Genomic DNA, 24,217 nt, shown 5'->3' with positions numbered 1-24,217 from the left:
CGATCGGAGAACTCCAGAAGGTTTTGCCCTTTAAATATGTCCATTTTTTAATATATTTACTATGATTGAAGATACGTATTTAAATACTGACCTCTAAAGTTTTAAACGAGTTCTATATTAACAAAAGAAAGGACGCTTTATTGTAAAGCGTCCTTTCACCACGTGAATTAATAAAGCAACTAATTTATTCAATCAGCTCATGGCTATAGAGCCGATTAAACACTTTCAATCTAAACAGATTGCACACAAATCAAATGTCTCCATCCAATATCTCTTGTTGGTAAAGTGATAGCGGCAACAAAAAATTGCTGTTGATTTTGAACAAATATACAAGTTATTTTTATTCAATCTAAATAAATTTTATATTTTTGTACGAACACAACGAAAACTTAATAAACGATGAGTATGTGCAAGAAACTCCAAATACTGAATCGATCTAAAAATGGTTTGTTGATATACTGTAAGCACAACCAAATGTATCAGTTGTTATACAACAATCTCAATTTTAATTTTACAGAAGATGAATTTGAAAGCTTTCACAAATATCTTTTCAATGTGGAAGTGGAATATTGGGAGGAGGAGTTCAAACATTCCATATATGATAAAAGAATCCCTATCCCCACCATACAGTCCAATTTGTTACTCTTGCTTAACAAACAGGAAGTTACCGAATTAAAATCCTTGATAAAACTGAATCCGTTTATGTATAAAAAACTGGAATTCAGCGATATCAATTATAAATTATTCCCAAACTGAAATTGTTTTTCATGTTTGAGTTTGTTTAGTTAGTTTGATTTAACTGCTTTAAAGAACAAATCTTTAAAGCAGTTTTTTTTGATTTACATCCGTTCAGGAACTTGGATTCCAAGCAGACTTAATGCATCGGCTATCACCTCTCCTACTTTTTTGGATAATTGTACTCGGAAGATGCGTTCCTTATCATCTTCAGTACCGAGGATGGACACATTCTGATAAAAAGAATTAAACGCTTTTACCAGATCATACACATAATTCGCCACCAAAGCCGGACTGTAACTTTCTGCCGCCAATTGAACGACTTCAGGGAAGAGTTGTAATTGTTTGATCAATTCTTTTTCTTTTTCATGAAGTGGATAACCTGTCATTTCCTGATTGTAATCAAAATCGGATTTTCTTAAAATAGACTGTATCCTCGCATAAGTATATTGAATAAAAGGCCCTGTATTCCCCTGAAAATCGATTGATTCTTTGGGATCGAACAAAATACGTTTCTTAGGATCCACTTTCAGGATGTAATATTTTAAAGCACCCAAACCAATCGTTTTATACAATTCCTGTTTTTCTACAGTAGTAAAACCGTCGAGTTTCCCCAATTCTGAAGCAATCTCTCCGGCAGTTTCGGTCATTTCCACAATAAGGTCATCGGCATCGACAACGGTTCCTTCCCTACTCTTCATTTTTCCACTTGGCAGATCGACCATTCCATAGCTTAAATGATACAGGTTTTCTGCCCAGCTGAATCCGAGTTTTTTCAGAATAAGGAACAAAACTTTAAAGTGGTAATCCTGTTCGTTTCCAACTGTGTATACCATTCCGCCTACATCCGGGTGATCTTTCACCCTTTGTATGGCCGTCCCGATATCCTGCGTCATATAAACCGCTGTTCCATCAGCTCTCAATACTATTTTTTCGTCCAGGCCTTCGTCCGTAAGGTCGATCCAAACCGAACCGTCTTCTTTTTTGTAGAAAATCCCACGTTCCAATCCGTCTGCCACCACATCTTTCCCCAACAAATAGGTATCGCTTTCATAATAAAGCTTGTCAAAATCAACCCCCAGGTTTTCATAGGTTTCGCTAAAACCTTTATACACCCAGCCATTCATTTTTTTCCACAGCGTCACCACTTCTTCATCGCCGGCTTCCCATTTTCTCAGCATTTGAAAAGCTTGAGAGCTTAAACTTGTAAACCCGGCTGCAACGGTAAACATAGTTTTTTCTAACTCTTTTGCTTTTTTCAGGGATTCAGCTGTACCCGACTTCAAATTAGATTCAATCTCAGAATTCAAATTCAGAATTGCTTTCTTATTCTGGCTTATTAAATTTTGAGGTAACTCGTTCTTACGAAATTTATCAAAATATAATTTTGCTTCTTTTTTTAATTCTTGGTCAAATTTCACATAATAATTCCCAACCAACTTATCCCCTTTCAATCCGGTAGATTCAGGAGTCTCACCATTGCCAAACTTTTGCCAAGCGAGCATGGATTTACAGATATGGATACCCCGATCGTTGATGATCTGGGTTTTATAGACTTTCTTTCCCGATGCTTTCAAAATCTCCGCTACTGAATAGCCCAAAAGGTTATTCCTGATATGTCCAAGGTGTAAAGGTTTGTTGGTGTTGGGTGAAGAATATTCCACCATCACGGCTTTACCATCTGCTTCGGGTGTTGTAAATCCGTATTTAGATTCTTTTTTTATGTTGTTGAAGAAATCGAGGAAAAAACCATCGGCTATCACTAGGTTCAAAAAGCCTTTGACCACATTGAATTTTTCAATTTCAGCCACATTGGCTGTCAAATAAGCACCAATCTCCTCCCCAATATGCTGCGGATTCCCTTTTACGGTACGCAACATGGGAAACACTACAACGGTAATATCGCCTTCAAACTCCTTTCGGGTGGCCTGTAACTCTACCGTTTCCAGTTCCTTTTCAAAAATTGAACGGACAGCTTCCTGAACTTGGGTCGTAATCGTATTGTGAATGCTCATTTTGTTGAAAAATTTGGGTGCAAAGATAAGGTTTATAGTTCAAGGTTCAATGCTTAAGGTTTGAGGTTTTTTTGGAGTCGGGAGTCGGAGTACAAAGTTAAAAAATCAACTTTATTCAGGGACGCACATACTTCTCCTTTAAATTTTTGTAAACCTCCTCGGCACTTGTACAAGCCTCAACAGGAACATCATTTTGTTTTATAAGAAAAGCCTTTTGCTCTTCCGTCAATTCAAAATCCGTTTCATCTATTTTATACTTGGCACCTATGAGTTCCAAAAATTCCAAGAAGAAAGACATCTTGTTTTCAGGTATAGAAACATTAAAAGTTGTCATTGCAAAACAGTTTATTATCAAAGATAAGGATAAAATTTTACCGATCATTCAACCCCTTCCCTTTGAGGATATGCGGCGCATATTTCTCTACTCTTGCTGCTCGGGTTTTGGATTGTTTGGCTCCGGAAAAGTACAGCAGGTAACCTCTTTTTCGTCCCGGGGTCAGGGCTTCGAAGGCAGCTTTTAGATCGGGGTTTTTATCCAATGCCTGTTGAAACTCCTCAGGAATATCGAATTCCTTAGTCTTTTTCATGGGGACTTGCAGACCGGCTTTTTCCGCCTCAATGGCCTCAAAAACATAGGTTTTGATCGTCTTTTCCAGCTCCACAATCTCTTTAACATCAATAAACCGTATCTGGCGCGCCGCTTGTACATTTTCTGTCTGCTGAACGAGAATGCCCTCAGTGTCCTTTAACAAAGCCCCTTTGTGGAACAACAAAGCACAATAATCTTTGAATCCGTGCATCAAAAGAATGTTGTTTCCTTTATACGTATAACAAGGTTTCCCCCACTTCAATTCTTCGGTGAGTCCGGTGTCGAGGATAATTCTTCGCAATTGTTTATAGGCTTCCTGCCATTTTGTGGCTTTATCAAAAAACCAGTCTACTTTTGGGTTCATGTTGTGGTTTACTTTTTATTAAGACTTATGTAACGGTTAACGGTGTTGGTAACTGGCTTAATGTTCATTCATTAATTTTATCAATTGTTCTTTTGCTCCTCTTCCAGGTCGATTTGCAAATCCATTTATCAAATCTCCATTCGGATTATAAATTAAATAATGTGGTATTGTTTTAATCCCTAAATCTTCAATAACTTTAGAAACATTCCCGTTTTCTATAAAGTAATTCTGACTTTTTAAAATGCCGTCATACTCTATTGCTTTTTTCCAGTTTTCTTTTTTGTCATTTAAACTCATATAAATAAATTCGATGTTTTCATTTTTGAATTCTTTTTTGAGTTTATTTGATTCTGGCATTGCCTTTCGGCAAGGTATACACCAACTTGCCCAAAAATCGATGTATAACCATTTTCCTTTGTTATTTTTTAAAACATTAGAAAAAGCAGTTGTATCGTTTTTTAAGTTGGTTAAAATTAATTTATCAGACTTATCAAAATCTAATTTATAATATTTCTCTAGTCTATTTAGTCGTTCTCTATTTGTTGTGTTTTCCTGTAATTTTATAAAATATTTTTCTTTGTCTTTAACTCTAAAATTTTGAACAATTCCCTTATAAGCATCGAATAATAAATAATTTTTAGCCGTTTGATTAAACCTCTTGTCTTTTAAAATAGAATCAAAGCGAATTCTGGAATCTATATAGGATCCACCTGAATTTCCATTGTTGTTTTCTTCTATGTATCCCAGATTGTATTTCGAAATATTATTTAAATAGTTCCGGAAGAATGAAAATTTCATTAATGAGTCTGTTTTGGATAAATCGAACCCGAAGTTTTGTTCAATGGCTTCTTTATTATTCAAAGCTCTATTTTGTTCTAACCATTTCTCTATATTTTTAAGTTTTTTATGTCTTTCCATTAGCATCTTCAAAGCATCTATTCTGTAATTGTAATTCACCTCTGTAATTATGTTTGAATTGTATAAAGAGTCTAATAGTTGAACTTCTTTTGTATAATCATTATTTGCCTTATTATAATAATCAATGGAATTTTGTTCGTAATTTTTAATGTCATTGTTCAGAAAAAGATTTCCAAAAATTAAGTAATGGCTTGTATACTTGTTCTCGAATAATTTTTTAAGCCTGTAATTATTGTAATTTAGCTCTACACCATTTACTTTTCTATTTGTTATCGCTGCTTTTGGAATATTGTGATTATAGTTAAAAACCACTGTATCTCCATTTTTGACTAAAAATGTTTCTTTTATAGAAGTAAAAAAGTTGTGTGTTGACAATTCAAGATATTCAGTATAGCACTCTATTACGATTGTGTCAGGAATATTTGGCTTTGGCAACCAAGTTTGCTCATTGTTCATATAGTCTAAGTAAGTGAAACCATTTTTATCATATGATGCTTTGGGGCCTAAACTATCTTTTAGTTTTTTACCAACACTGTCCTGTTTTAATATATGAACATATTTTGAAGGTGCATTTACAGAAATCAGAACAACTTTATCTGGCTTGATATCCTTAGTCTCAATATTCTTGTGCTCTTCCTTGCAAGAAAACATTAAAACAATAAGTAGAAATATAAATGTATTTGGATTGAATTTCATTTTTTTTAGCTTGTTGCCAACGGTTAAGTGGTTAAGTATTATCTTCAGTTACAGGTTTTTATGCGTTAATTTTCGGTTTGGTCACTGGTTTTAGCAATTCCGAGTGGATTCTAGCCTGCCCTGAGCTTGTCGAAGGGTAGTCGAATACGCCGTAATTGCGGTTAGCATTATTAGACTTTGTTTTTATATTCTTTTATTATTCTATCATCCCAAACTTGAGCCTCTATGTACCTGTCATATTTTAGTCTTTCTTCAGTCAGACATTTTTCCTCAGAAGGTAGTCCATATTCTCTTATCAAATTATTTATCTCACTCAACAAGAATACTTGTCCGTTGTAGTCCTTTCTATATGTTGCTAGCTTGGGTTCATCATAAAATTGAAATGACACCATGCTGTCGGGATAAGTAAAACTAATATGTTCAGCCTCAAAGTCAGATAATGGTATTTTTATAACACTAGGGTTTACATACCACAATTTTGCCCATTCACATTCGCCTAATGTAAAATAGAAAGGGTCAATTCTGTTCGGTTTACCACCTTTTAGAATAAACTGTTCCCTAATTCTATTTTCTAATGAAAATCTTAAATCAATGTAATTATTAGGTCTTTTACTGTTCAATCCTTCTGAGATTTGGTTTTGAACGGCCACAGCTTTTTCATATCCACATTCGGTAATATTCCGAAATGGACCATTATCAAGTTCGTAATAATGATATAAAAATTTTGGGATGGTCATTTAGTTTGTTATTAATAAAGCCTAGCTAATTTATATACACAATGGCACATATATTCCTTTCAAATATAACCATTTTCTTTAGGTTGATAAAAGAAGTTTTTAGCCAAAAAGGTGTTCCGTTTAGGTTCAATCATGATATTTTTAGGTGAAAAGGTGAAACGTTTAGCTTCCATCGTTAAAGTTTTAGGTGCTGTAGCTAAAATTTTAACCCAAAGACCCAAAGTTTTAGGTTCGGAACCTAAACGTTTAACTAAATAACCTAAAAATATCATGTTTTGACCTAAAAATTTGGGTTCATGACCTAAAAGCTTCGTGAAATAACCGAAAAGGATGACTTCTGGACCTAAAAAGTCCATCAAAAAGCCTAAAGATTTAGCTGATTGACCTAAAAACTTTATTAAATAACGTAAAAGACACCCTTAAAGAGCTACGCTCGCAAACCTCGCAGCAAAATATATTTTGCCGTATTTGCCAGCGCGACAAGCCGGCCCATTCGCTAAATTAGTCCGCAGGACTAATTATTAACGCTCTGTCCTCCTCAAGGGGACAATCGCATATTTTCCCAAAAAAACTTTCACAAAAAGAATCATAAAAAAACACTTGATTTTTTATACACTTCATTTTTAACTGTAATTTTACAGCATGAACGTTACTGCTGTCAATATCGCTAAACCAAGGGTGGTTTCCTGGAAGGGAAAAGAAATAAAAACGGGAATCTACAAATACCCTGTTTCCATCCCTATCCTGCTCGAAGAAACCGATGTAAAAGGCGACACGGTCGTCGATAGAAAATATCACGGTGGAAAAGACATGGCCTGTTATCTTTTTTCGGCCGACCATTATCCATACTGGAAAGAAAACTATCCCGACCTGGATTGGAACTGGGGGATGTTCGGGGAAAATATCACCATAGCGGGTTTTGATGAAACAGCCATCTGTATTGGCGATATCCTGAAAATAGGTAATGCTATAGTACAGGTATCACAGCCCAGACAACCCTGTCTTAAACTCGGGATTCGGTTTAACGACCAAAAAGTGCTAAAAGATTTTATCGCTTATGCCCGTCCGGGGGGTTACCTACGTGTGCTCCAACCGGGAACGGTATCAAAAGATGCTGAAGTGACCATTTTGGAAAAAGACCCCCGACAATTGAGCCTTAGCGAAGTCTTTCAAATGCTCTATAAGCCCACGGACATCAAAACCTTGGAAAACGCTATATTACACCCGCATTTGGCAGAAAGCTGCAAAAATAATCTTCGAAAGATCTTGTCTCGTTAGGTGAAGTAGGATAAAATCACTTCAACTCATGTGTCGCAGTTGTCGCACGCTGGTGTGAGCATCTTGCTCGTACCTTAATTTATAACATAATTAACATGAGCGTGACGCCTGTCTGCCGACAAATACAGGCTCGCATTAGCTGGGAGGTCTCGACTGCGCTCGACCTGACAGTGTTAATTCAGATAACTTATTTTCAATCCAACTGACGTGATTTTTAATTAAGGAACATTTGTAACGCAAAATTTTATATCTTTAAAAAGCAAACCTTCCGGAAAAATAAGTTACACACATGAAACACCCATGATATAGTTTATAAAGCAGACCTAACTATCAACAGAGTCTACCTCAATTACAACTAGGAATTATTGGAAAGGGTGTTCCATGTGACCTGTGGAAAACAAATAAAAAAACACACATGAAACCTTTATTTGAAAAGCTAAAATTGGAAAAACAAAAGGAGATTCTCATTCTGAATGAGCCTGATGGTTTTTCTGAGGAATTGGCCAAGTTGGTCGATATCGACATTATTGAATCGCTTATCCAAGTGAATAAAATTGAGTTCGCTTTGGTTTTTGTGTCCACCATCAAAGAATTTGAACGCCAATCTGCCACCTTACTTCCAAAATTAAAAGATGATGTGGTGTTGTGGATTGCGCATCCGCGGCAAAAATCAAAGACTTTAAAAACAGACATTACCGACGACTATCCGTGGATGCCTTTGATCAAAAACCGATATGATCAAGTGGGAAAACTAAAGATCAACTCCGATTGGGAAGCGCTACGGTTTCGGAAAGTGGAGTATATTAGGTAGTGAGTTTTATACCATCAACAATGCCTTCTTATAAAAAAGAGATCCCAACAGACCATAAAAACAAAATCAACAGGGTTTTTCAATACATCGACGAAAACCTGGATGGTGATCTGTCTTTAAACACGGTATCAAAAATTGCTTTCTTCTCCCCGTTTCATTTTCACAGGATATTCAAAACCATTACCGGGGAAACCTTAAACGAATATGTGACAAGACGGCGAATAGAACGATCGGCCTCTATCCTATTGCACAAAAAGAATATCAGCATTACTGAGCTATCCCTCCGAAACGGATTTACCAACAACGCTTCATTTACCCGGACGTTTAAAAAGTTTTACGGTGTAAGTCCGACAACCTTCAGAAAACAAAATCCGAATAAGTTCAGTAAAATTCGTCAGCTAAAAAGCAAGAATGGTCAAGAATATCCTGATTTTGAAAAATACATTTGTGTCATTAACAATCTTAAAAAATGGATTACAATGAACGCAAAAATCAAAATTGTGGAAATGCCAAAATTAGAACTGGCTTATGTTTCCTGTATCGGACCTCAAAATCTTGGAAATGCTTATGAGAAACTCATGAAATGGGCAACGCCAAAGGGATTGCTTGACGATGAGCAAACCAAAATGGTCACCATCTACCACGACAGTTTTAAAATAACAGCAGCAGACAAAGTAAGGATGAGTGCTTGCATACTCTTAAATGAACCTACGGAAACTGATGGGGAAATCGGACTAAGCTCTATAGACCAAGGAAAATGTATTGTTGGCAGTTTTGAGATCGGCCTTCATGAGTTTGAAAAATCCTGGACGGGATTGTTCCTTTGGATGAATGAAAATGGGTATAAAAAAGCGGAGCGCAATCCTATTGAAATCTATCACAACAATTTTAACGAGCACCCAGAGAAGAAATGTATGGTGGATCTTTGTATTCCTATTCAGTAAGGTGTGTTTTGCCACAGATAATTTTATTGAGTTACACCAGATAGACAACACAAAAACTAATGCTTCTCTGTGGTCTTTGCGACTTCGTCGTCTGAAGCTATGAACACAAGGTAGTAAAACTTAACCCTGCCTTTGCTGGCTGGCAGGCGCAAGGAGCGCTAAGCACCAACAACTGAGACCAATAAAAAAGGGGAGTTCTAACACCTCCCCTTTCAAACTATAAATCTAACTAACTCTGATTACAAACTAACCGTCTTGTAAAATATGTTTCCTTTGTGTTTAACTTCAAATCGGTAGATACCTTTATCTACTCTAGAGAAGTCGAATCTTTTTCCTAAGCTTTTTTTCCCTTGTAATACTTCTTTGTATACCAGTTCACCAGTATTATCGTTGTAGACCTTAATACCTACAGGCGATCCATCTATGCTCAACATGTTCATGCTAAGAAAATTGTTATCGCTTCTGAAATAAGGCTTGTAAGTAACTTTTTCTTCTTTTCTTTTTACAATAGTCTTGTCATCAGTAAAAACTACTGCTACTTTTTCGATCTTAGTTTCGCTTTCTACCACAAAATAGTAAGTCCCTGTTGGCAATCCGCTAAAATTATAACGCTTTACACTTGTCGGTAGTTCTTTATACTTATAGTTGTATAACACCTCTCCTCTCGCATCTACAAAAGAGATACTTAGAGGTTGATCGATCTTTTCTATATGCAAATCAACAGTTCTACTGTCATCACTTTTTACGGAAAGGTAAAAATCGTTGGCTCTTGTGGTCGCTAGAGTTGCAATACTTAGTAAAACAACTAGCATGCTGTTTTTAATAATTTTTCTCATCATTTTGCAATTTTTAAATAGTTAAACAATTAACTTGTAATTACACTACAAAGCTATGGCACAAACCCAAAGCAAACTACATCTGAATTTTCTAGTTTATGTACTATTTTACCATTACTCAAACATTAACATTAAATTCACGTTAAAATAACACATATTTAAGGTAATATTCTATACATTGCGCACCTTTATAAAACGTATATTAATAACACCCACAACTAAATACGTTATAATATGAACATAAAGAAGCCCGCATTAGAAGTCATTAACCCAAGCTTTGGGAGCTCTTTTTCTTTTATCAAATACAAAGAGAATCAGAACCAAAACACATCATATTGGCATTATCATCCGGAAATTGAGCTGGTCTATGTAAAAGGTGGAGCCGGAAAAAGACAGATAGGAAGTCATATTTCTTATTATACTGATGGGGATTTAATATTGATTGGGTCTAATCTGCCACATTGCGGATTTACCGATAAATTCACTGGAAATGAAGATGAAGTCGTGATTCAAATGCTGCCTGATTTTTTAGGTGCTGAATTGATGTCGAAACCCGAAATGAACAATATCAATCTCTTGTTTAAACGCTGTAAAGGTGGATTGGCTTTTACAGGAAAGACCAAAGAGGTGTTGGGAGAACAAATCGAAGCCATGGAGAACATGAACAATTTTGATCGTCTACTCGCTTTTCTTTCCATCCTTAACGAACTGCAACTATCCAAAGAATATCAAATCCTGAATGCTGAAGGTTATTCCCTGCAAGCCGATGTGCAAGACAACGACCGCATCAATGTGGTGTTCAACTATGTAAAAACCCATTTCCAGGAGCAGATCCCGTTAGAGGAAATTGCCAATATTTCCGGAATGACCGTGCCTTCTTTTTGCCGTTATTTCAAACAGATCACCGGAAAGACCTTTACACATTTTGTAAATGAATACAGATTGGTTCACGCTTCTAAACTCTTGGCTGAAAAGCCAATTGGAATTACTGAAATATGTTATGAAAGCGGATTTAACAACTTTTCATATTTCAACAAATCGTTTAAAAAATTCACCGGAAAGTCGCCATCACAATACCGAAACGAGTTAAAAACGGTGATTACGGATTGATAAAACTAAAACAACTCATTTAAAATTTCGGCAAGGCGCAGTCCGCCTTTTTCAAGTTGGCTTCTAACAAGATCAAAATGGTCATACATATAGCGATAACCCAACTTTTCCCCAATTTCTACTGAAGCATAGACTTTTTTGGTTATTTGCCGGGTTTCATCTACCCAATCCAATAAGTCTCCGGAAACTATGGCTTTTTTCTGTGCTTTGGAATATACGGGAAGGTTGGTTGCCAATTCGGTATAGCTCATTCCGTAAAAATCGATCATGTCACTATCCCATAATCGGTGTAGATTAGTACCTTTATTAAACCAACGCACTTGAATATCGTTTCCACCTTTATCTTCTGCCCTTCCCACATGCATGGGCTGGTGTAGATCACCCATAAAATGAACGAGCAACTTCAGGTAGAAAGCCCTGTCTGCTTTTGAAGCCTCTTTATCTTTGATTATGGCGATACACTTTTCTATCGCGACAACAATATCTCCGTATTCACTTGGCGTTTCTTCTCCGTATTTTTTTCCGAAGGGAAAATTCACATAATGCCAAGGTCCGAATTCCTTAAAACGGTCATCAGATTTGATATCGTCTGCATAATTGGCCACCAAAGCCAAGCTTTGCCCGTCCAACAGTTTAGCTATTTTCCGTTGGGTTCTTCTGTTTAAGTGTTGTTCAGCCACTTCGCCAACCACCCTATGACCTGTTTTGCCCCAAAACGGAGTGTTTGCTATAGTTTGTTGAACGCACAAAAGACAAATAATAAGTAAAAATCGCATCGGTTTAATTTTTTTCAAAAGTAAAACACTCCACTTTAAGTTTATGAACTCGTTTAAACTTTTTTCAATTGGCTATACTATGTGTTTCTTATAAATGAAATACGTTATATACACGCTATATATACGGCATATATGCGCTATAAATACGCTATAACTATGCTTAATCCATTGCTTTATACTAGTATACAGGTGTCTTATGATCAAAAATGGCCGATTATCTGTCTCATGAACAACTTTTTTATGTATACAACAGGTTTTTACATAAAAAACCTTATTCTCAATAGTGTTTATTACCTTTGCGTTCTTAAGAATTGAACATCCTAATGAACAGTATTAAACATCCCGCCATCTTTGCGGTATTTATATTCTTTTTTTCTATTGGAACTGCACAAATCCCGAAGGAAGTAAAAAAAGAAATACAATATCGTGTCAAAAACAAAATTAATCCCTCTATTGCTATAGGCCTCTCTGATTCTACCGGGACTCATTTTTATGTACACGGTTATAAAAATCTTGAAACACAAGTAAAAGCCGATGAGAATACGTTGTATGAAATCGGTTCTATTACTAAAACCTTTACCGCTTTATTGTTGGCCAAATATGCTACAGAAGACAGCATTGACATCAATGACGCAGCCAATCTATTTTTACCGGATTCCATAGATCTTACCGATAAAAATGGTGTTGAAGTAAGTTTAAAGAGTCTTTCAACACATTCATCGGGTCTTCCTCGCCTTCCGGGAAACATGGGTACAGCTTCCAATCTTGATCCCTATGTGGATTATACACGCGAAAATATGTTTGCATTTTTAAGTCATTACATCCCCCGTAGTGTCGACAAAAACTTTATGTATTCCAATCTCGGAGCAGCTTTATTGGGCGAAATCCTTTCCATCTATAAAAACAAACCTTATAAAGAACTGCTTCAGGAAGACATATTGACTCCTCTGGATTTACAACATACTTTCCTTACTGTTCCCAACAGTCAAAAATCGAATTTTGCCAAAGGTTATATGGGAGATCAGCAAGTCTCGCATTGGAATTTTAAGGCTATTGCCCCTGCCGGTGCATTGAGAAGTAGTATCAAAGACCTGGTAAAATACGGGAAAAGCTATCTCGATCCTGAAAATCCGTTGCTTGAAGCTCAAAAATTAACTACAAGCCTTCAGTTTAAGGATGAGAAAGGGCTAGAGCACGGGCTCGGATGGTTTATCGAGCAAAACATCATCGCTCACGGAGGTGGTACAGGTGGATTCAGGACTTTCCTGGCAGTCGACCTGAGTGGTAAGCGGGTGATTGCCATTATGACCAATTCGGGCTCCAGTCCGGCAGAAGACATTGCTAAATATATAATCGACCCTAAAAGAAGTCCGCTAGACGTGGCCAAAGAAGAAGTTGCTATCACTCCCGAGGAATTACAGGATTATGAAGGCAAATACATTAACGACGGACTTGGCCTCTCCTATAATTTCACCATAAAAGAAGATGATATGCATGCACAACTTTCCGGACAACCGGAATTCCCCATCTATTATGAAGGGGATTATACCTTCTTTTATAAAGTGGTCAAAGCAAAAATCGTTTTTGAACGCGATGAAAACAACACCGTTGTGGGATTAATGCTACACCAAAACGGACAGGAAATCCCCTTTATAAAAACCAATCTATAAACATGTACAAAATTATTTTTAGTGATATCGACGGGACGCTTTTAAATTCCGATCGGGATATCTCAGTATCAACTATCCAACAGGTTGATCGATTGAAAGAAAAAACCCCATTTATTTTAGTCTCGGCCAGAATGCCCCGACAGATGTACCACCTGCAAGAACGACTGAACATCCTCGGGAGTCCGCTTATTGCCTTCAACGGCGCACTTATTACCCAAGACGACAAGGTGATTCATTCTACTGAAATTCCTATGGAACAGATAGAAACTCTGGTGGATTATAACGAGAACACTTCCGAAGAAAAATTCCATATCGGCCTTTTTCACAACAACGAATGGTATGTTGAAACCATGGACTACTGGGCAAAACGGGAAATGAACAACACCAAGGCCAAGCCTGAGATCATGAGCAATCGCGATGTGGTCCAAAAATGGAAACAAGAACAAAAAGGAGCACACAAAATCATGTGTATGGGCAGTGGCGAAACTGTTGAAAAGGCTTTTCAATATCTGAAAGAAAATTTTAACAATTCGTTACATTTATATCGATCTAAAGACACTTATATTGAGATCGCAAACAAAGAAGTTTCCAAATTAACCGGAATCACTAAACTGTTGGAGCATTTCTATCCGAAAATAAACCTTTCGGAGGTGGTTGCTTTTGGCGATAACTACAACGATGTGGAGATGGTCCGTGCTGTGGGTCACGGAGTCGCTGTTAAAAATGCAAGGGACGAGGTTAAAAAAGTAGCCGATGCCATTACAAATCACCACAAAGAAAATGGTGTCGCCAAATATTTGGAAAAACTGTTTTAAAAGAATTCAACAAAAAAATTAATAATATAAGATGGAAGCCGTCTTAACGAGAAATTCGAATATGAAAAAAATAACCTTTTTAATTTTTGCTGCCATAATTGCAGCCTGTACCCCAAAAGTAAATGATCTGGCAACAGCAACCGCTGTAGATGTAAACATAGATCTTGTAGAAGTAAACAATGATAAAGTACATGTAGTGACGAATCCGGGGCGTTTTACTACTGAAACCGTTAATTTCCACATTCCGAAGACCGTTCCCGGCACATACAGCAACAATAACTACGGAAAGTTTGTTGAAAATGTGACCGCTTATGATTATGACAACAAACCCATGCAGGTTTCTGCTGTGGATGAAAATACGTGGAGCATTGCCAATGCTACGCATTTGGATCGATTGGAATATGACGTCAACGATTCTTTTGATACGGAAACCGAATATGAAGAACCTGTCTTCTCCCCTGCCGGAAGTAACATAGAAGCCAACGAGAATTACTTTTTAAACCTCCATATGTTTGTAGGGTATTTTGACGATCTAAAGGAACGTCCATACCAACTTACTTTCAGTTATCCTGCTGGATTTAAATCTGCTACTTCCTTGGAGAAAGTAGAAACAAAAAAAGAAAACACAGATACTTTTATCGCCAACCGTTATTTTGAAGTGACCGACAATCCGGTGATGTATTCAAGACCCGATTCGCAAAGCTTTACGGTCAACGATATTGAAGTAACACTATCCGTTTACTCTCCGAGCAAGATCTATTCGGCTTCGAGTATCAAAAACGAAATGGAAAAAATGATGAAGGCCCAAAAAACATTTTTAGGAGCCATCAACGCCACAAAAAAATACCACATCCTGTTATTCCTCGGTGATATGGGCGAAGGAGCCCCTACCGGATTTGGCGCTTTAGAGCACCACACCAGTACCACCGTGGTGCTTCCCGAGACCATGCCAAAAGAAGCCTTGGTAGAAACCATGACCGATGTAGTTTCGCATGAGTTCTTTCATATCGTGACCCCGCTGTCGGTTCATTCCGAAGAAATTCAATATTTTGATTACAACGATCCAAAAATGTCACAACACCTGTGGATGTATGAAGGTGTAACCGAATATTTTGCCAATCTGTTTCAAATAAATCAGGGGCTTATCGATCAAAATGAATTTTACAACAGGATCGTTGGCAAGGTTCAAAATTCAAAACGATATGACGACGAGATGTCTTTTACAAACATGAGTAAGAATATCCTTGTAGCGCCTTACAAAGAAAATTACGCCAATGTGTATGAAAAAGGGGCTTTGATCGGGATGTGTCTCGATCTTATCATCCGCGAACAAAGTAATGGTGAAAAAGGGATTTTATGGCTGATGAAACGACTATCTGAAGAATATGGAGTGGACAAACCTTTTAAGGATGAAGAACTGCTGGAAAAAATTGTTGCGCTCACCTATCCTGAAGTGGAAACATTCTTCAACACACATGTCGTGGGAGATACTCCGATTCCATACGAGGATTATTTCAGTAAAGTAGGATTAACGCTAGATAGCGGAATGGCGCCTTGCGGTTTTTTCCTTAACGGACAAATTCCTTTTATTGATGTAAATCCGCAAACCAAGGCTGTTTTTGTCAGAAATACCGAGCTGAACACTTCCATGGAAGAAATCGGACTTCAAACCGGGGACATCATCAAATCGGTTAACGGAAAAGCTTTTACCATAGAGGCAATCCGTGATGTGGTCATCAGTTCCATGGCATGGCAAGCTGATACAGCCCTCAACCTAGTGATAGAAAGAGATGGAGAAGAAATAACCCTTGAAGGAAAAGTTGGGATTCCACAGGTTGAAAAAACACAGCTTATAGAAGTGGAAAGTGCCCCTGATGAGCAAGTGCAATTGCGAAATGTTTGGTTGAAAGGCTAGAAAATTTAAACACTTGTCAGTTCGAGCGCAGTCGAGAACTAATTACCAGTTGAAATCAATAAGGTTTCGACTGCGCTCAACCTGACACTATAATAATTAAAGCAACTTTAGTCCTCCATTTCAAGCCAGACCACACTTTTCACACCTCCCCAAAAAAATTTTTTTACTTTTTTTGTAACATTTCCTCATCATCTTACGTATAATAACTTGTACACCCGATTACTCAAACACCTTGGGGGCATCCCGGTAGTTATCGGGATCACGAGGTATTCAAACAAACCTTAATTCTTTCGATGCAAAGCATCGGGGAATTAAACCCACTTAGTGGGATTAAAAACAGTGAGGAGAGAAAATAGATGAGACAGCTCAAAATTACGAAGCAGGTAACCAATAGGGAGACTGCATCTTTAGACAAGTATCTTCAGGAAATTGGTAAAGTTGACCTTATTACGGCCGACGAAGAGGTAGAACTGGCACAGCGTATCAAAGCCGGTGACCAAATTGCCTTGGAAAAATTGACCAAAGCCAATTTGCGTTTTGTGGTTTCTGTTGCTAAGCAATATCAAAACCAAGGATTAACTTTGCCCGATTTGATCAATGAAGGGAACCTAGGTCTTATTAAAGCTGCGCAACGTTTTGATGAAACACGTGGTTTTAAATTCATTTCCTATGCTGTATGGTGGATTCGTCAATCTATCCTACAGGCTTTGGCAGAACAATCGCGTATTGTACGCCTGCCTTTGAACAAAATCGGTTCGATCAACAAAATTAACAAGACCTACGCCTTTTTGGAGCAGGCACATGAAAGGGTCCCTTCGGCAGCAGAAATTGCCAAAGAACTTGATATGTCTATCAATGATGTAAAGGAATCCATGAAAAACTCAGGACGTCACGTTTCTATGGACGCACCTTTGGTTGAAGGAGAAGATTCTAACCTTTATGACGTATTACGAAGTGGAGAATCACCAAATCCGGACAAAGATCTTTTACACGAATCATTGCGTACCGAAATTGAAAGAGCCCTGGAAACATTAACTCCCCGTGAAGCTGATGTGATCCGTCTTTATTTTGGTTTGGGTGACCAACACCCGATGACGCTGGAAGAAATAGGCGAGACCTTTGATCTAACCCGTGAACGTGTGCGTCAAATTAAAGAAAAGGCTATCAGACGTTTAAAGCATACATCGAGAAGTAAAATCCTAAAAACTTATTTGGGATAATCAACTTTTATTTATTTTTTTGTATTTTACAACTGTAAGAACACAATCAACTGCCTTGGGATAACCCAAGAGGTATATAAAAAAACAAATAAGTCTTAGCCCATTTTATCGGGGAAACTTGCCTAACGGCAGTCAGGTAAAACCCACTTAGTGGGTAAAGACACAAAAATATAGACAGTAACAACAGTTTATCATAACTGTTCGTTTTTTGATTGATGAATAAACTCCGGCTGATTACCGGAGTTTTTTCTTTAACCTGCTAAATGTCTTATCCCCTACCAATTCCGTCTTAAATGAATTTTACCTGTTCATTTTTTCCATTGATAAAAAAACGAACCAAAAAAATCTAGGCTGACGATAAAAACATAAGAAAATACTACGGAATCCCCAGCCACAGATAAAAATAACTCATTCCGCCTCAGGGCGGAACTCAAACAGATTTTTATCTTCTTGCCACCACTGCTTCCTTGATTTTCAATATTTTTATCGTAGACCGAAACCAAACCACATATATTGAAACTTCATCAAAATCTCAACAAACTCAGTATGTTTAAAAAATTTAATAAAAACGTTTTGGACGCTATTGATCTCTAACATATAACTTTGTGAGCTTTCCCGGATATTTCTCTTATTTTTGTAGTTGTCTTTATTACAAAAAAACAATCTATTACTTCACAAGTTTGAAAAATAATATCATCAAATTTTTATTACAGCCCTATCCATTCTACTATGAAGGGAAAAGCTTAAAAATATTAATTGTTCTATTTTTTTTGATGACCTTCCTTTTTAATTATGCCTTCGAACCTTTTAATGTAGAGTATTCAGAGCACAAAATGAACTATTTCTGGGTGTCAATGATTCATTCATTAACTCCAGCTATTGTTCTTTACCTTCTATCTATAGTTGGAAAAGTATTCAGACTAGAGGATAGATGGAACGTTGGGAAAGAAGCAATTTTAATTTTCTTCTTTTTTCTGATTGTAGGCTTAATACAATTTTTGATTCGAGATATTATTTATGATAATGCAAACAATTGGTCTTGGGATTATTTGTTTGAAGAAATTAGAAATACATTTTTAGTAGGTCTCTTATTTATCACAATCTTAATCCCAATAAATTTTGCCAGATTAAACACTAAAAATACTAACAGTGCTAATACTCTGAACAATAACATTAAAAATAATCCTCATGTAATAAAACGGGCAAATAATAATATAAAAATTAACGATTTAGAACTAGACATAAACCAATTTATGTTTGCAAAATCAGAGGGTAACTATTTAGAAATATATCTTTATAAACGAAATCCAAATAAAGTATTGATAAGGACTACATTAAAGAATGTGGAAACTCTTTTAAAAACATACCCAAATATAATTAAAACACATCGTTCTTATCTAGTAAATTATAACTACATAGAAAAAATTAATGGAAATGCTCAGGGTTATCAACTTCATATTAATAAATATATCGTGCCTGTTTCAAGAAATATGATTACAAATTTTAACTTGAGCATGAAACGATTATAACAGGCCTTGTCAACCATCACAAAAGTTTGTCAACCATCACAAACTCTACGTTGTCAATTTTCATGAACTTATCTTCGCCAAAAATAAGGAATGAAAACAACTAGATATTATTACATTGATTCATTAAGAGTACTAGCCATTTTAATGATGTTCGTTTATCATGTTTTTATGGTTTTTGTCGCAGAATGGGGATGGCATATCAAAAATTCCCAGACGAGTAATCTCCTATTGGAAATTAATTATTGGATGGCATCTTTTAGAATGCCTTTATTATTCTTTGTTTCTGGATATATCTCTTATATTCTTATGAAACGATTAAACTGGAAAGTATTTACAATTCAGAGATTTAAACGTTTGATAATCCCAACAATTATTTGGACTTTTATTCTTGTAGCTCCTCAAATATATTTTGAACGAAAATTAGAAGGAATTGACCAAAGTTATTTTGAATTTTATCAGTCGTTTTTAGAATTTAAATGGTGGCCTAATGGAAACTTCCATTGGTTACATTTATGGTTCATCCCCTATTTATTTTGTTACAATATATTGTCCATCCCATTATTTTATGCTTTGCAGAAAAATAATAAGTTTACAAAAACCTTAAGTTCTTTTTTCCGAAGGCCTATTTCAGTATTTATTTTCGTTTTTATAGCCATCCTTCCCTATACATTTTTATCTGTTCATTATGAAACCACATACGATTTAATAAATGATACAGCAAGACATTCATTTTTCATATTCTTTATTATTGCTGGCCTACTATTCTTAAAATTTCAACATGTAATGGAATTACTTCAATCAAAACGGCATCTATTTTTAAGTTTGGCATTTCTGTCTATCCTGTTAATTAACGCCTTACGATGGAATGGTTGGGAACCTTTTGATGTTTGGGAGAATTGGATTGAAAAACCTCAAACCTATTTTTTTATTAGCCTAGTGAATTTTAACTCTTGGATGTGGGTATTTGCCAGCTTGGGATATGGAAAAAGATATTTAAACAAAAGCAGTAGAATACTCAATTACATGAATACAGCAGTATATCCATTTTATATTTTACATCAGACTGTAATTGTTATTATTGCTTATTATGTAGTTGGCACTAAAGATGAAGTTTCATTAAAGCTTTTATTTTTAATAATCGTATGCTTCTCTATTATCGTCACAACCTATCATTTGTTCATTCGCCCATACAATACAATGAGGTTTCTATTTGGAATGAAAAAAAAGTCTATTAAAACAGACATCAAGGAAAGCTCTAAAAACTACACCGTATATAAAATAACTAGTTAGTTGATTAATCAAAGTTTATTCTTATTTTTAATTTTGTTATTATAACTGAAAAGTTTATGCCGCTTTATGAGCTACTTTTCATATAAAAACCGTGAATCAACACAGTTTAATTATATAGCAGCACGATATGAGTAAAAAAATAGTAGCCCCATCACTTTTAGCAGCAGATTTTGCCAATTTACAGCGCGATATCGAAATGGTGAACAACAGTGAAGCCGACTGGTTTCACCTCGATGTGATGGACGGTGTTTTTGTGCCGAATATTTCGTTTGGAATGCCGGTTATAAAAGCAATCGCTAAACATGCCAACAAAATACTGGATACTCATTTGATGATCGTTGACCCTGACAGGTATATAAAAGCATTTGCCGATCTGGGCGTTCACCATCTAACGGTTCATTATGAAGCTTGTACGCATCTGCACCGCACTTTGCAAGCCATAAAAGCTGAAGGCATGAAAGCCGGTGTCGCCCTCAATCCGCATACCCCTGTCAACGTTTTGGAAGATGTTATCAAAGATGTTGACATCGCCTTGATCATGAGTGTAAACCCTGGTTTTGGCGGACAAAGTTTTATCGACAACACTTATAAAAAGGTCAAACAACTGAAAGAGATCATCGTCAAAAACAATGCTTCTACACTTATTGAAATAGACGGTGGTGTAAACATCGACAATGCAAAAAAACTAACTGATGCAGGTGCTGATGTTTTGGTAGCCGGAAGTTTTGTTTTCAGCAGTAAAGATCAGTTAACGACCATCAAAGAATTAAAAGACACGATTTCTTAATGCAACACATAGATTTAATCATTATTGGAGGAGGTCCCATAGGCATAGCCTGTGGTTTGGAAGCCAAGAAGAAAGGAATTGATTATTTGATCATTGAAAAAGGTCCCATTGTAAATTCCCTTTTCAACTACCCCATGAACATGCAGTTTTTCTCTTCTTCGGAAAAATTGGAGATCGATGAGATTCCTTTTATCAGTAAAGAAGCCAAGCCAAAAAGGAACGAAGCCCTGGAATACTATCGTAGGATCGTTACTTCAAACCAGCTCAATATCAACCTTTTTGAAAAAGTGCTTTCGGTTGAAAAAGAAACCGGGAATTTTAAAATCAAAACGGAAAAAGAAACTTACACCTCCCAATATGTCGTTGTGGCTACCGGATTTTATGACATCGCCAATACTATCGAGGTTCCGGGTGAAGATTTGTCTAAAGTTGCACATTACTACAAAGACCCTCACTTCTACTCCATGCAAAAACTGGCTGTGATTGGAGCGAGCAATTCTGCCGTAGATGCTGCTTTGGAATGCTACCGAAAAGGAGCCGATGTCACCATGATCGTGAGAGGCCCAGAAATTGGTCCTCGCGTAAAATATTGGGTAAAACCCGACATTGAAAATAGGATTGACGAGGGAAGCGTCAAGGCTTTTTTCAATACAACGGTAAAAGAGATCAAAGACGACAGTTTGGTTTTAAACACTCATGAAGGCGAAAAAACCATTGAAAATGATTATGTTTTAGCGCTTACAGGCTACAAACCCAATTTTAATTTTCTGAAAAAAATGGGGATTCAATTATCAGAAGACGGGAAATTCTATCCGCAATACAACGAAGAAACTATGGAGACCAATGTCAAAGATTTATACCTGGCCGGAGTTATCTGTGGAGGAATGGACACGCATCTGTGGTTTATTGAAAATTCAAGGGTTCATGCGAAAATGATTCTTAGTGATATTGAAAGTAAAGTGAAAAAATGAACTGAGGCTAAAAAGCCGTTGGTGAATTTGATTTGTCAGTCTGAGCCTGTCGAAGACATATTGAATTTCAGTAAATTATACTTCGACAGGCTTTAGTATGACATCTATATTTGCAGTTTTTTAGATCTCATCAAATTCCAAAAGTATAATTCAACACAAGTAAAGCTTAAAGTGATTAAACTTCAGTCATTTCAAAATTCATCATTTTTTTGATAATCTCGAACAATTCGGGAAATTCCTTTTTGAATTGTGCCGGAGTTTCAATAAAATGCTCTAAACATACCGCAAAGAATTCAAACTCACTCGTATATGCATATCTTCTCAAATAATTGGATTCCCTGATTTTCCCTGTGTAGCTTTTTGTACTGAGCAGGCGTTTTATTTTTTTAATTCCATCAGAAAACAACAAGGAACTGGAATCACTTCGATGTAAGGCACTGTAATTTATAGCATGTGCAAATTCGTGAACCGCTAAGTTGATATTGTCCTTTTCATTCCCCAAACCCTTTAAAAAATCTTCCCAAGAAAATACAATGGCCTTCACCAGAGGATTGAATTCCCCTAAATGAAATTCCTGATTGATCGCTGAAAAATAGGAATTTGGATAAATGATTACTTTTTCTATGGATCTTATGAGATAAGTCCGCATTCCGAAGGACAGCATCACCGAGACCGAAGCCACTAACAATTTCACCTCCCGGGAAACCTTAAAACCTCCGAGGCCTATAAATTCCTTATCGCTGATGAATACCTGCACCCGGTGACCAAAAACCTTTTGCTTATGGTGGCTTAATTTATTGTAAAAAGAAAAATTGGAAGCTATGACCTTAATATCCTCGGGTGCCAGTTTTTTTAGGTAGATATGATCGTGAACAATCAACGGCTTACCGTAGATTCTGGAATAAGCAAGGTCTGTGAGGTTAAAACCCCAATACGTAAAAAGCAAGACTACGGGCAGTCCAAGTAGTAGAGGCACAATCATATTCTGAAAATACTACATTTTTACTGAATATGAAACAGTTAGCCTGTATTTTATCATTTTCAACAGACAAAATACAGGCTATTTTTTTGAGGAACTCCCCACGCCATGCTATCGAATGTTCTGCGCTTAAACGGTCATCCCAATTCTTTTCCTACTTTTATCAAAAGATCCCTGGTAAGTTCAATCCCTTTTTCTTCTGAAGCTTCGTTTCCTTCATACTCAATCCCCACAAATCCGGTGTATCCAGAATCTTTAACCATTTTCATCATTTTGAGGTAATCGGTATGGGTTTCATTTCCTTCAGCATCAAAATCATGGGACTTTGCACTAACCGCCTTTGCATAAGGAAGCATCTCTTTTACCCCTTTATATCGATCGTATTCTTTAAGACATGAATAATCCGGTCCGTGTTCTATGCAGAAGTTACCAAAATCGGGCAATGTCCCACAATTGTCCAATCCCACTTCTTTCATCACACCGCCCAACCAAGCTCCGTTGGACGAAAAACCTCCGTGGTTTTCCACCAAAATATTGATGTCGTGTTGTGAAGCAAACTCAGACAATTTGGAAAGGGAGTCCGCTCCTGCTTTAGAAGCTTCCTCCATCTCTTCTCCGCCAGCCAAATTCACACGAATGGCATGGCATCCCAAATATTTTGCGGCTTCTACCCATTTGTAATGATTTTCTATAGCCTGAATCCTTTTCTTTGTATCTGGATCAGCCAATTGTCCTTCCCCGTCGATCATGATCAGTACATTTTCCATACCTTCAGAAGAGGCGCGATCGTTCATTTGGTCCAAATAAGCTTTGTCTTCAGCTTTATCAGCAAAAAATTGATTTACATATTCCAGACCTTCGCATCCCAAATTCTTGGCTTTCGCTGCAAAATCCAGATTGTCCATAGCTCCTGATTTCAACGCTCTGTGCAATGACCACTGTGCTAGTGAAAGTTTAAAAAACAAGGGGGCATCGGCTTCAATATCAGCTACAATTTCTTCTGTAGTTTTCCTTTTTTGCTCTTTACAAGCCATAACACCCAGAAACGACAATGCCAAGCCGGTTTTGGCTGTTGCGTTTACAAATTGTCTTCTTTTCATATTATTTGAATTGATTAGTTATCTCTTTTACTTAAGACTAAAACTAAGACATTTATCCATAGTGAACAAACCTCCATTTATTTTTGAATCCATAAAACACAAAAGGGCTTTGGATCTTCAAAGCCCTTTTGA

The 24,217-nt window shown here is 36.7% G+C and carries 23 protein-coding genes; 13 read left to right on the top strand and 10 right to left on the bottom strand.

Features of this window, described 5'->3' with window-relative positions; genetic code table 11:
- Window positions 1-405: 405 nt before the first annotated feature.
- Window positions 406-756, top strand: coding sequence for a DUF6686 family protein (locus OOZ15_RS11165; protein WP_265956490.1), 351 nt, complete (start codon window positions 406-408; stop codon window positions 754-756).
- A gap of 83 nt (window positions 757-839) precedes the next feature.
- Here the strand turns inward: OOZ15_RS11165 and argS are convergent, their stop codons facing one another.
- From argS to OOZ15_RS11135, 6 genes are all read right to left on the bottom strand, one after another.
- The gene (gene argS / locus OOZ15_RS11160; protein WP_265956489.1) at window positions 840-2,750 is read right to left on the bottom strand and encodes an arginine--tRNA ligase; all 1,911 of its coding nucleotides are present in this window, start codon (window positions 2,748-2,750) and stop codon (window positions 840-842) included.
- 115 nt (window positions 2,751-2,865) lie between these two features.
- Window positions 2,866-3,084: a hypothetical protein gene (locus OOZ15_RS11155; RefSeq protein WP_265956488.1), complete on the bottom strand. Its 219-nt coding sequence runs from the start codon at window positions 3,082-3,084 to the stop codon at window positions 2,866-2,868.
- Between the two features lie 37 nt (window positions 3,085-3,121).
- A complete protein-coding gene (locus OOZ15_RS11150) occupies window positions 3,122-3,703 on the bottom strand; it encodes a YdeI/OmpD-associated family protein (RefSeq protein ID WP_265956487.1) in 582 nt (193 codons plus the stop codon).
- 57 nt (window positions 3,704-3,760) lie between these two features.
- Window positions 3,761-5,317 carry a TlpA family protein disulfide reductase gene (locus OOZ15_RS11145; protein ID WP_265956486.1) on the bottom strand — a complete coding sequence of 519 codons (1,557 nt, stop codon included), beginning with the start codon at window positions 5,315-5,317 and terminating at the stop codon, window positions 3,761-3,763.
- Window positions 5,318-5,487: 170 nt separating this feature from the next.
- Window positions 5,488-6,054: a hypothetical protein gene (locus tag OOZ15_RS11140; protein ID WP_265956485.1), complete on the bottom strand. Its 567-nt coding sequence runs from the start codon at window positions 6,052-6,054 to the stop codon at window positions 5,488-5,490.
- A gap of 59 nt (window positions 6,055-6,113) precedes the next feature.
- Entirely contained in the window at window positions 6,114-6,410 is a 297-nt protein-coding gene (locus OOZ15_RS11135; RefSeq protein ID WP_265956484.1) for a hypothetical protein, read from the bottom strand.
- A gap of 286 nt (window positions 6,411-6,696) precedes the next feature.
- On the opposite strand from OOZ15_RS11135, the gene OOZ15_RS11130 reads away from it, so the two are divergent.
- From OOZ15_RS11130 to OOZ15_RS11120, 3 genes are all read left to right on the top strand, one after another.
- Entirely contained in the window at window positions 6,697-7,332 is a 636-nt protein-coding gene (locus OOZ15_RS11130; RefSeq protein WP_265956483.1) for an MOSC domain-containing protein, read from the top strand.
- Between the two features lie 415 nt (window positions 7,333-7,747).
- Window positions 7,748-8,143, top strand: a complete 396-nt coding sequence (locus OOZ15_RS11125) for a hypothetical protein (RefSeq protein WP_265956482.1) — start codon at window positions 7,748-7,750, stop codon at window positions 8,141-8,143.
- Between the two features lie 20 nt (window positions 8,144-8,163).
- Window positions 8,164-9,087: an AraC family transcriptional regulator gene (locus tag OOZ15_RS11120; RefSeq protein WP_265956481.1), complete on the top strand. Its 924-nt coding sequence runs from the start codon at window positions 8,164-8,166 to the stop codon at window positions 9,085-9,087.
- A 239-nt stretch (window positions 9,088-9,326) separates the two neighbouring features.
- Here OOZ15_RS11120 and OOZ15_RS11115 read toward each other — a convergent pair whose 3' ends face one another.
- On the bottom strand, window positions 9,327-9,926 hold the full coding sequence (locus tag OOZ15_RS11115) for a T9SS type A sorting domain-containing protein (RefSeq protein WP_265956480.1): 600 nt from the start codon (window positions 9,924-9,926) through the stop codon (window positions 9,327-9,329).
- Window positions 9,927-10,157: 231 nt separating this feature from the next.
- Here OOZ15_RS11115 and OOZ15_RS11110 point away from each other — a divergent pair, with 231 nt between their 5' ends.
- The gene (locus OOZ15_RS11110; RefSeq protein ID WP_265956479.1) at window positions 10,158-11,033 is read left to right on the top strand and encodes an AraC family transcriptional regulator; all 876 of its coding nucleotides are present in this window, start codon (window positions 10,158-10,160) and stop codon (window positions 11,031-11,033) included.
- A gap of 5 nt (window positions 11,034-11,038) precedes the next feature.
- Here OOZ15_RS11110 and OOZ15_RS11105 read toward each other — a convergent pair whose 3' ends face one another.
- Entirely contained in the window at window positions 11,039-11,809 is a 771-nt protein-coding gene (locus OOZ15_RS11105) for a S1/P1 nuclease (RefSeq protein ID WP_265956478.1), read from the bottom strand.
- A 323-nt stretch (window positions 11,810-12,132) separates the two neighbouring features.
- Here OOZ15_RS11105 and OOZ15_RS11100 point away from each other — a divergent pair, with 323 nt between their 5' ends.
- The 8 genes from OOZ15_RS11100 (at window position 12,133) to OOZ15_RS11065 (ending at window position 22,006) form a co-directional block, all read left to right on the top strand.
- Window positions 12,133-13,479 (top strand): serine hydrolase, encoded by a 1,347-nt coding sequence (locus tag OOZ15_RS11100; protein ID WP_265956477.1) that lies wholly within the window; start codon window positions 12,133-12,135, stop codon window positions 13,477-13,479.
- Window positions 13,480-13,481: 2 nt separating this feature from the next.
- Window positions 13,482-14,294 (top strand): HAD family hydrolase, encoded by an 813-nt coding sequence (locus tag OOZ15_RS11095; protein WP_265956476.1) that lies wholly within the window; start codon window positions 13,482-13,484, stop codon window positions 14,292-14,294.
- A 61-nt stretch (window positions 14,295-14,355) separates the two neighbouring features.
- Window positions 14,356-16,209 carry a M61 family metallopeptidase gene (locus OOZ15_RS11090; protein WP_265956475.1) on the top strand — a complete coding sequence of 618 codons (1,854 nt, stop codon included), beginning with the start codon at window positions 14,356-14,358 and terminating at the stop codon, window positions 16,207-16,209.
- Window positions 16,210-16,565: 356 nt separating this feature from the next.
- Entirely contained in the window at window positions 16,566-17,429 is an 864-nt protein-coding gene (locus OOZ15_RS11085) for a sigma-70 family RNA polymerase sigma factor (RefSeq protein ID WP_265956474.1), read from the top strand.
- Between the two features lie 854 nt (window positions 17,430-18,283).
- Entirely contained in the window at window positions 18,284-18,958 is a 675-nt protein-coding gene (locus OOZ15_RS11080; protein WP_265956473.1) for a LytTR family DNA-binding domain-containing protein, read from the top strand.
- A gap of 90 nt (window positions 18,959-19,048) precedes the next feature.
- Window positions 19,049-20,248: an acyltransferase family protein gene (locus OOZ15_RS11075; protein WP_265956472.1), complete on the top strand. Its 1,200-nt coding sequence runs from the start codon at window positions 19,049-19,051 to the stop codon at window positions 20,246-20,248.
- Window positions 20,249-20,375: 127 nt separating this feature from the next.
- A complete protein-coding gene (gene rpe / locus OOZ15_RS11070; protein ID WP_265956471.1) occupies window positions 20,376-21,035 on the top strand; it encodes a ribulose-phosphate 3-epimerase in 660 nt (219 codons plus the stop codon).
- The gene (locus tag OOZ15_RS11065; protein ID WP_265956470.1) at window positions 21,035-22,006 is read left to right on the top strand and encodes a YpdA family putative bacillithiol disulfide reductase; all 972 of its coding nucleotides are present in this window, start codon (window positions 21,035-21,037) and stop codon (window positions 22,004-22,006) included. The genes rpe and OOZ15_RS11065 overlap by 1 nt, the downstream gene beginning before the upstream one ends.
- A 175-nt stretch (window positions 22,007-22,181) precedes the next feature.
- Here the strand turns inward: OOZ15_RS11065 and OOZ15_RS11060 are convergent, their stop codons facing one another.
- Window positions 22,182-22,982 carry a zinc-dependent peptidase gene (locus tag OOZ15_RS11060; protein ID WP_265956469.1) on the bottom strand — a complete coding sequence of 267 codons (801 nt, stop codon included), beginning with the start codon at window positions 22,980-22,982 and terminating at the stop codon, window positions 22,182-22,184.
- A 140-nt stretch (window positions 22,983-23,122) separates the two neighbouring features.
- On the bottom strand, window positions 23,123-24,085 hold the full coding sequence (locus OOZ15_RS11055) for a sugar phosphate isomerase/epimerase family protein (RefSeq protein ID WP_265956468.1): 963 nt from the start codon (window positions 24,083-24,085) through the stop codon (window positions 23,123-23,125).
- Window positions 24,086-24,217 lie beyond the last annotated feature (132 nt).

Source organism: Galbibacter kalidii (assembly GCF_026241135.1).
Taxonomy (GTDB): domain Bacteria; phylum Bacteroidota; class Bacteroidia; order Flavobacteriales; family Flavobacteriaceae; genus Galbibacter.
This window is presented reverse-complemented; position numbering and strand designations above follow the sequence as displayed.

What these genes read in the sequence shown, in the direction of transcription:
- OOZ15_RS11080 (WP_265956473.1), top strand. Translation starts at nt 18,284, where the DNA reads ATGATTCATTCATTAACTCCAGCTATTGTTCTTTACCTTCTATCTATA.
- OOZ15_RS11105 (WP_265956478.1), bottom strand. Translation starts at nt 11,809, where the DNA reads ATGCGATTTTTACTTATTATTTGTCTTTTGTGCGTTCAACAAACTATA.
- OOZ15_RS11100 (WP_265956477.1), top strand. Translation starts at nt 12,133, where the DNA reads ATGAACAGTATTAAACATCCCGCCATCTTTGCGGTATTTATATTCTTT.
- OOZ15_RS11075 (WP_265956472.1), top strand. Translation starts at nt 19,049, where the DNA reads ATGAAAACAACTAGATATTATTACATTGATTCATTAAGAGTACTAGCC.
- OOZ15_RS11095 (WP_265956476.1), top strand. Translation starts at nt 13,482, where the DNA reads ATGTACAAAATTATTTTTAGTGATATCGACGGGACGCTTTTAAATTCC.
- OOZ15_RS11145 (WP_265956486.1), bottom strand. Translation starts at nt 5,317, where the DNA reads ATGAAATTCAATCCAAATACATTTATATTTCTACTTATTGTTTTAATG.
- OOZ15_RS11130 (WP_265956483.1), top strand. Translation starts at nt 6,697, where the DNA reads ATGAACGTTACTGCTGTCAATATCGCTAAACCAAGGGTGGTTTCCTGG.
- OOZ15_RS11090 (WP_265956475.1), top strand. Translation starts at nt 14,356, where the DNA reads ATGAAAAAAATAACCTTTTTAATTTTTGCTGCCATAATTGCAGCCTGT.
- OOZ15_RS11150 (WP_265956487.1), bottom strand. Translation starts at nt 3,703, where the DNA reads ATGAACCCAAAAGTAGACTGGTTTTTTGATAAAGCCACAAAATGGCAG.
- OOZ15_RS11120 (WP_265956481.1), top strand. Translation starts at nt 8,164, where the DNA reads ATGCCTTCTTATAAAAAAGAGATCCCAACAGACCATAAAAACAAAATC.
- OOZ15_RS11140 (WP_265956485.1), bottom strand. Translation starts at nt 6,054, where the DNA reads ATGACCATCCCAAAATTTTTATATCATTATTACGAACTTGATAATGGT.
- OOZ15_RS11155 (WP_265956488.1), bottom strand. Translation starts at nt 3,084, where the DNA reads ATGACAACTTTTAATGTTTCTATACCTGAAAACAAGATGTCTTTCTTC.
- argS (WP_265956489.1), bottom strand. Translation starts at nt 2,750, where the DNA reads ATGAGCATTCACAATACGATTACGACCCAAGTTCAGGAAGCTGTCCGT.
- OOZ15_RS11110 (WP_265956479.1), top strand. Translation starts at nt 10,158, where the DNA reads ATGAACATAAAGAAGCCCGCATTAGAAGTCATTAACCCAAGCTTTGGG.
- OOZ15_RS11085 (WP_265956474.1), top strand. Translation starts at nt 16,566, where the DNA reads ATGAGACAGCTCAAAATTACGAAGCAGGTAACCAATAGGGAGACTGCA.
- rpe (WP_265956471.1), top strand. Translation starts at nt 20,376, where the DNA reads ATGAGTAAAAAAATAGTAGCCCCATCACTTTTAGCAGCAGATTTTGCC.
- OOZ15_RS11115 (WP_265956480.1), bottom strand. Translation starts at nt 9,926, where the DNA reads ATGATGAGAAAAATTATTAAAAACAGCATGCTAGTTGTTTTACTAAGT.
- OOZ15_RS11065 (WP_265956470.1), top strand. Translation starts at nt 21,035, where the DNA reads ATGCAACACATAGATTTAATCATTATTGGAGGAGGTCCCATAGGCATA.
- OOZ15_RS11125 (WP_265956482.1), top strand. Translation starts at nt 7,748, where the DNA reads ATGAAACCTTTATTTGAAAAGCTAAAATTGGAAAAACAAAAGGAGATT.
- OOZ15_RS11165 (WP_265956490.1), top strand. Translation starts at nt 406, where the DNA reads ATGTGCAAGAAACTCCAAATACTGAATCGATCTAAAAATGGTTTGTTG.
- OOZ15_RS11055 (WP_265956468.1), bottom strand. Translation starts at nt 24,085, where the DNA reads ATGAAAAGAAGACAATTTGTAAACGCAACAGCCAAAACCGGCTTGGCA.
- OOZ15_RS11135 (WP_265956484.1), bottom strand. Translation starts at nt 6,410, where the DNA reads ATGGACTTTTTAGGTCCAGAAGTCATCCTTTTCGGTTATTTCACGAAG.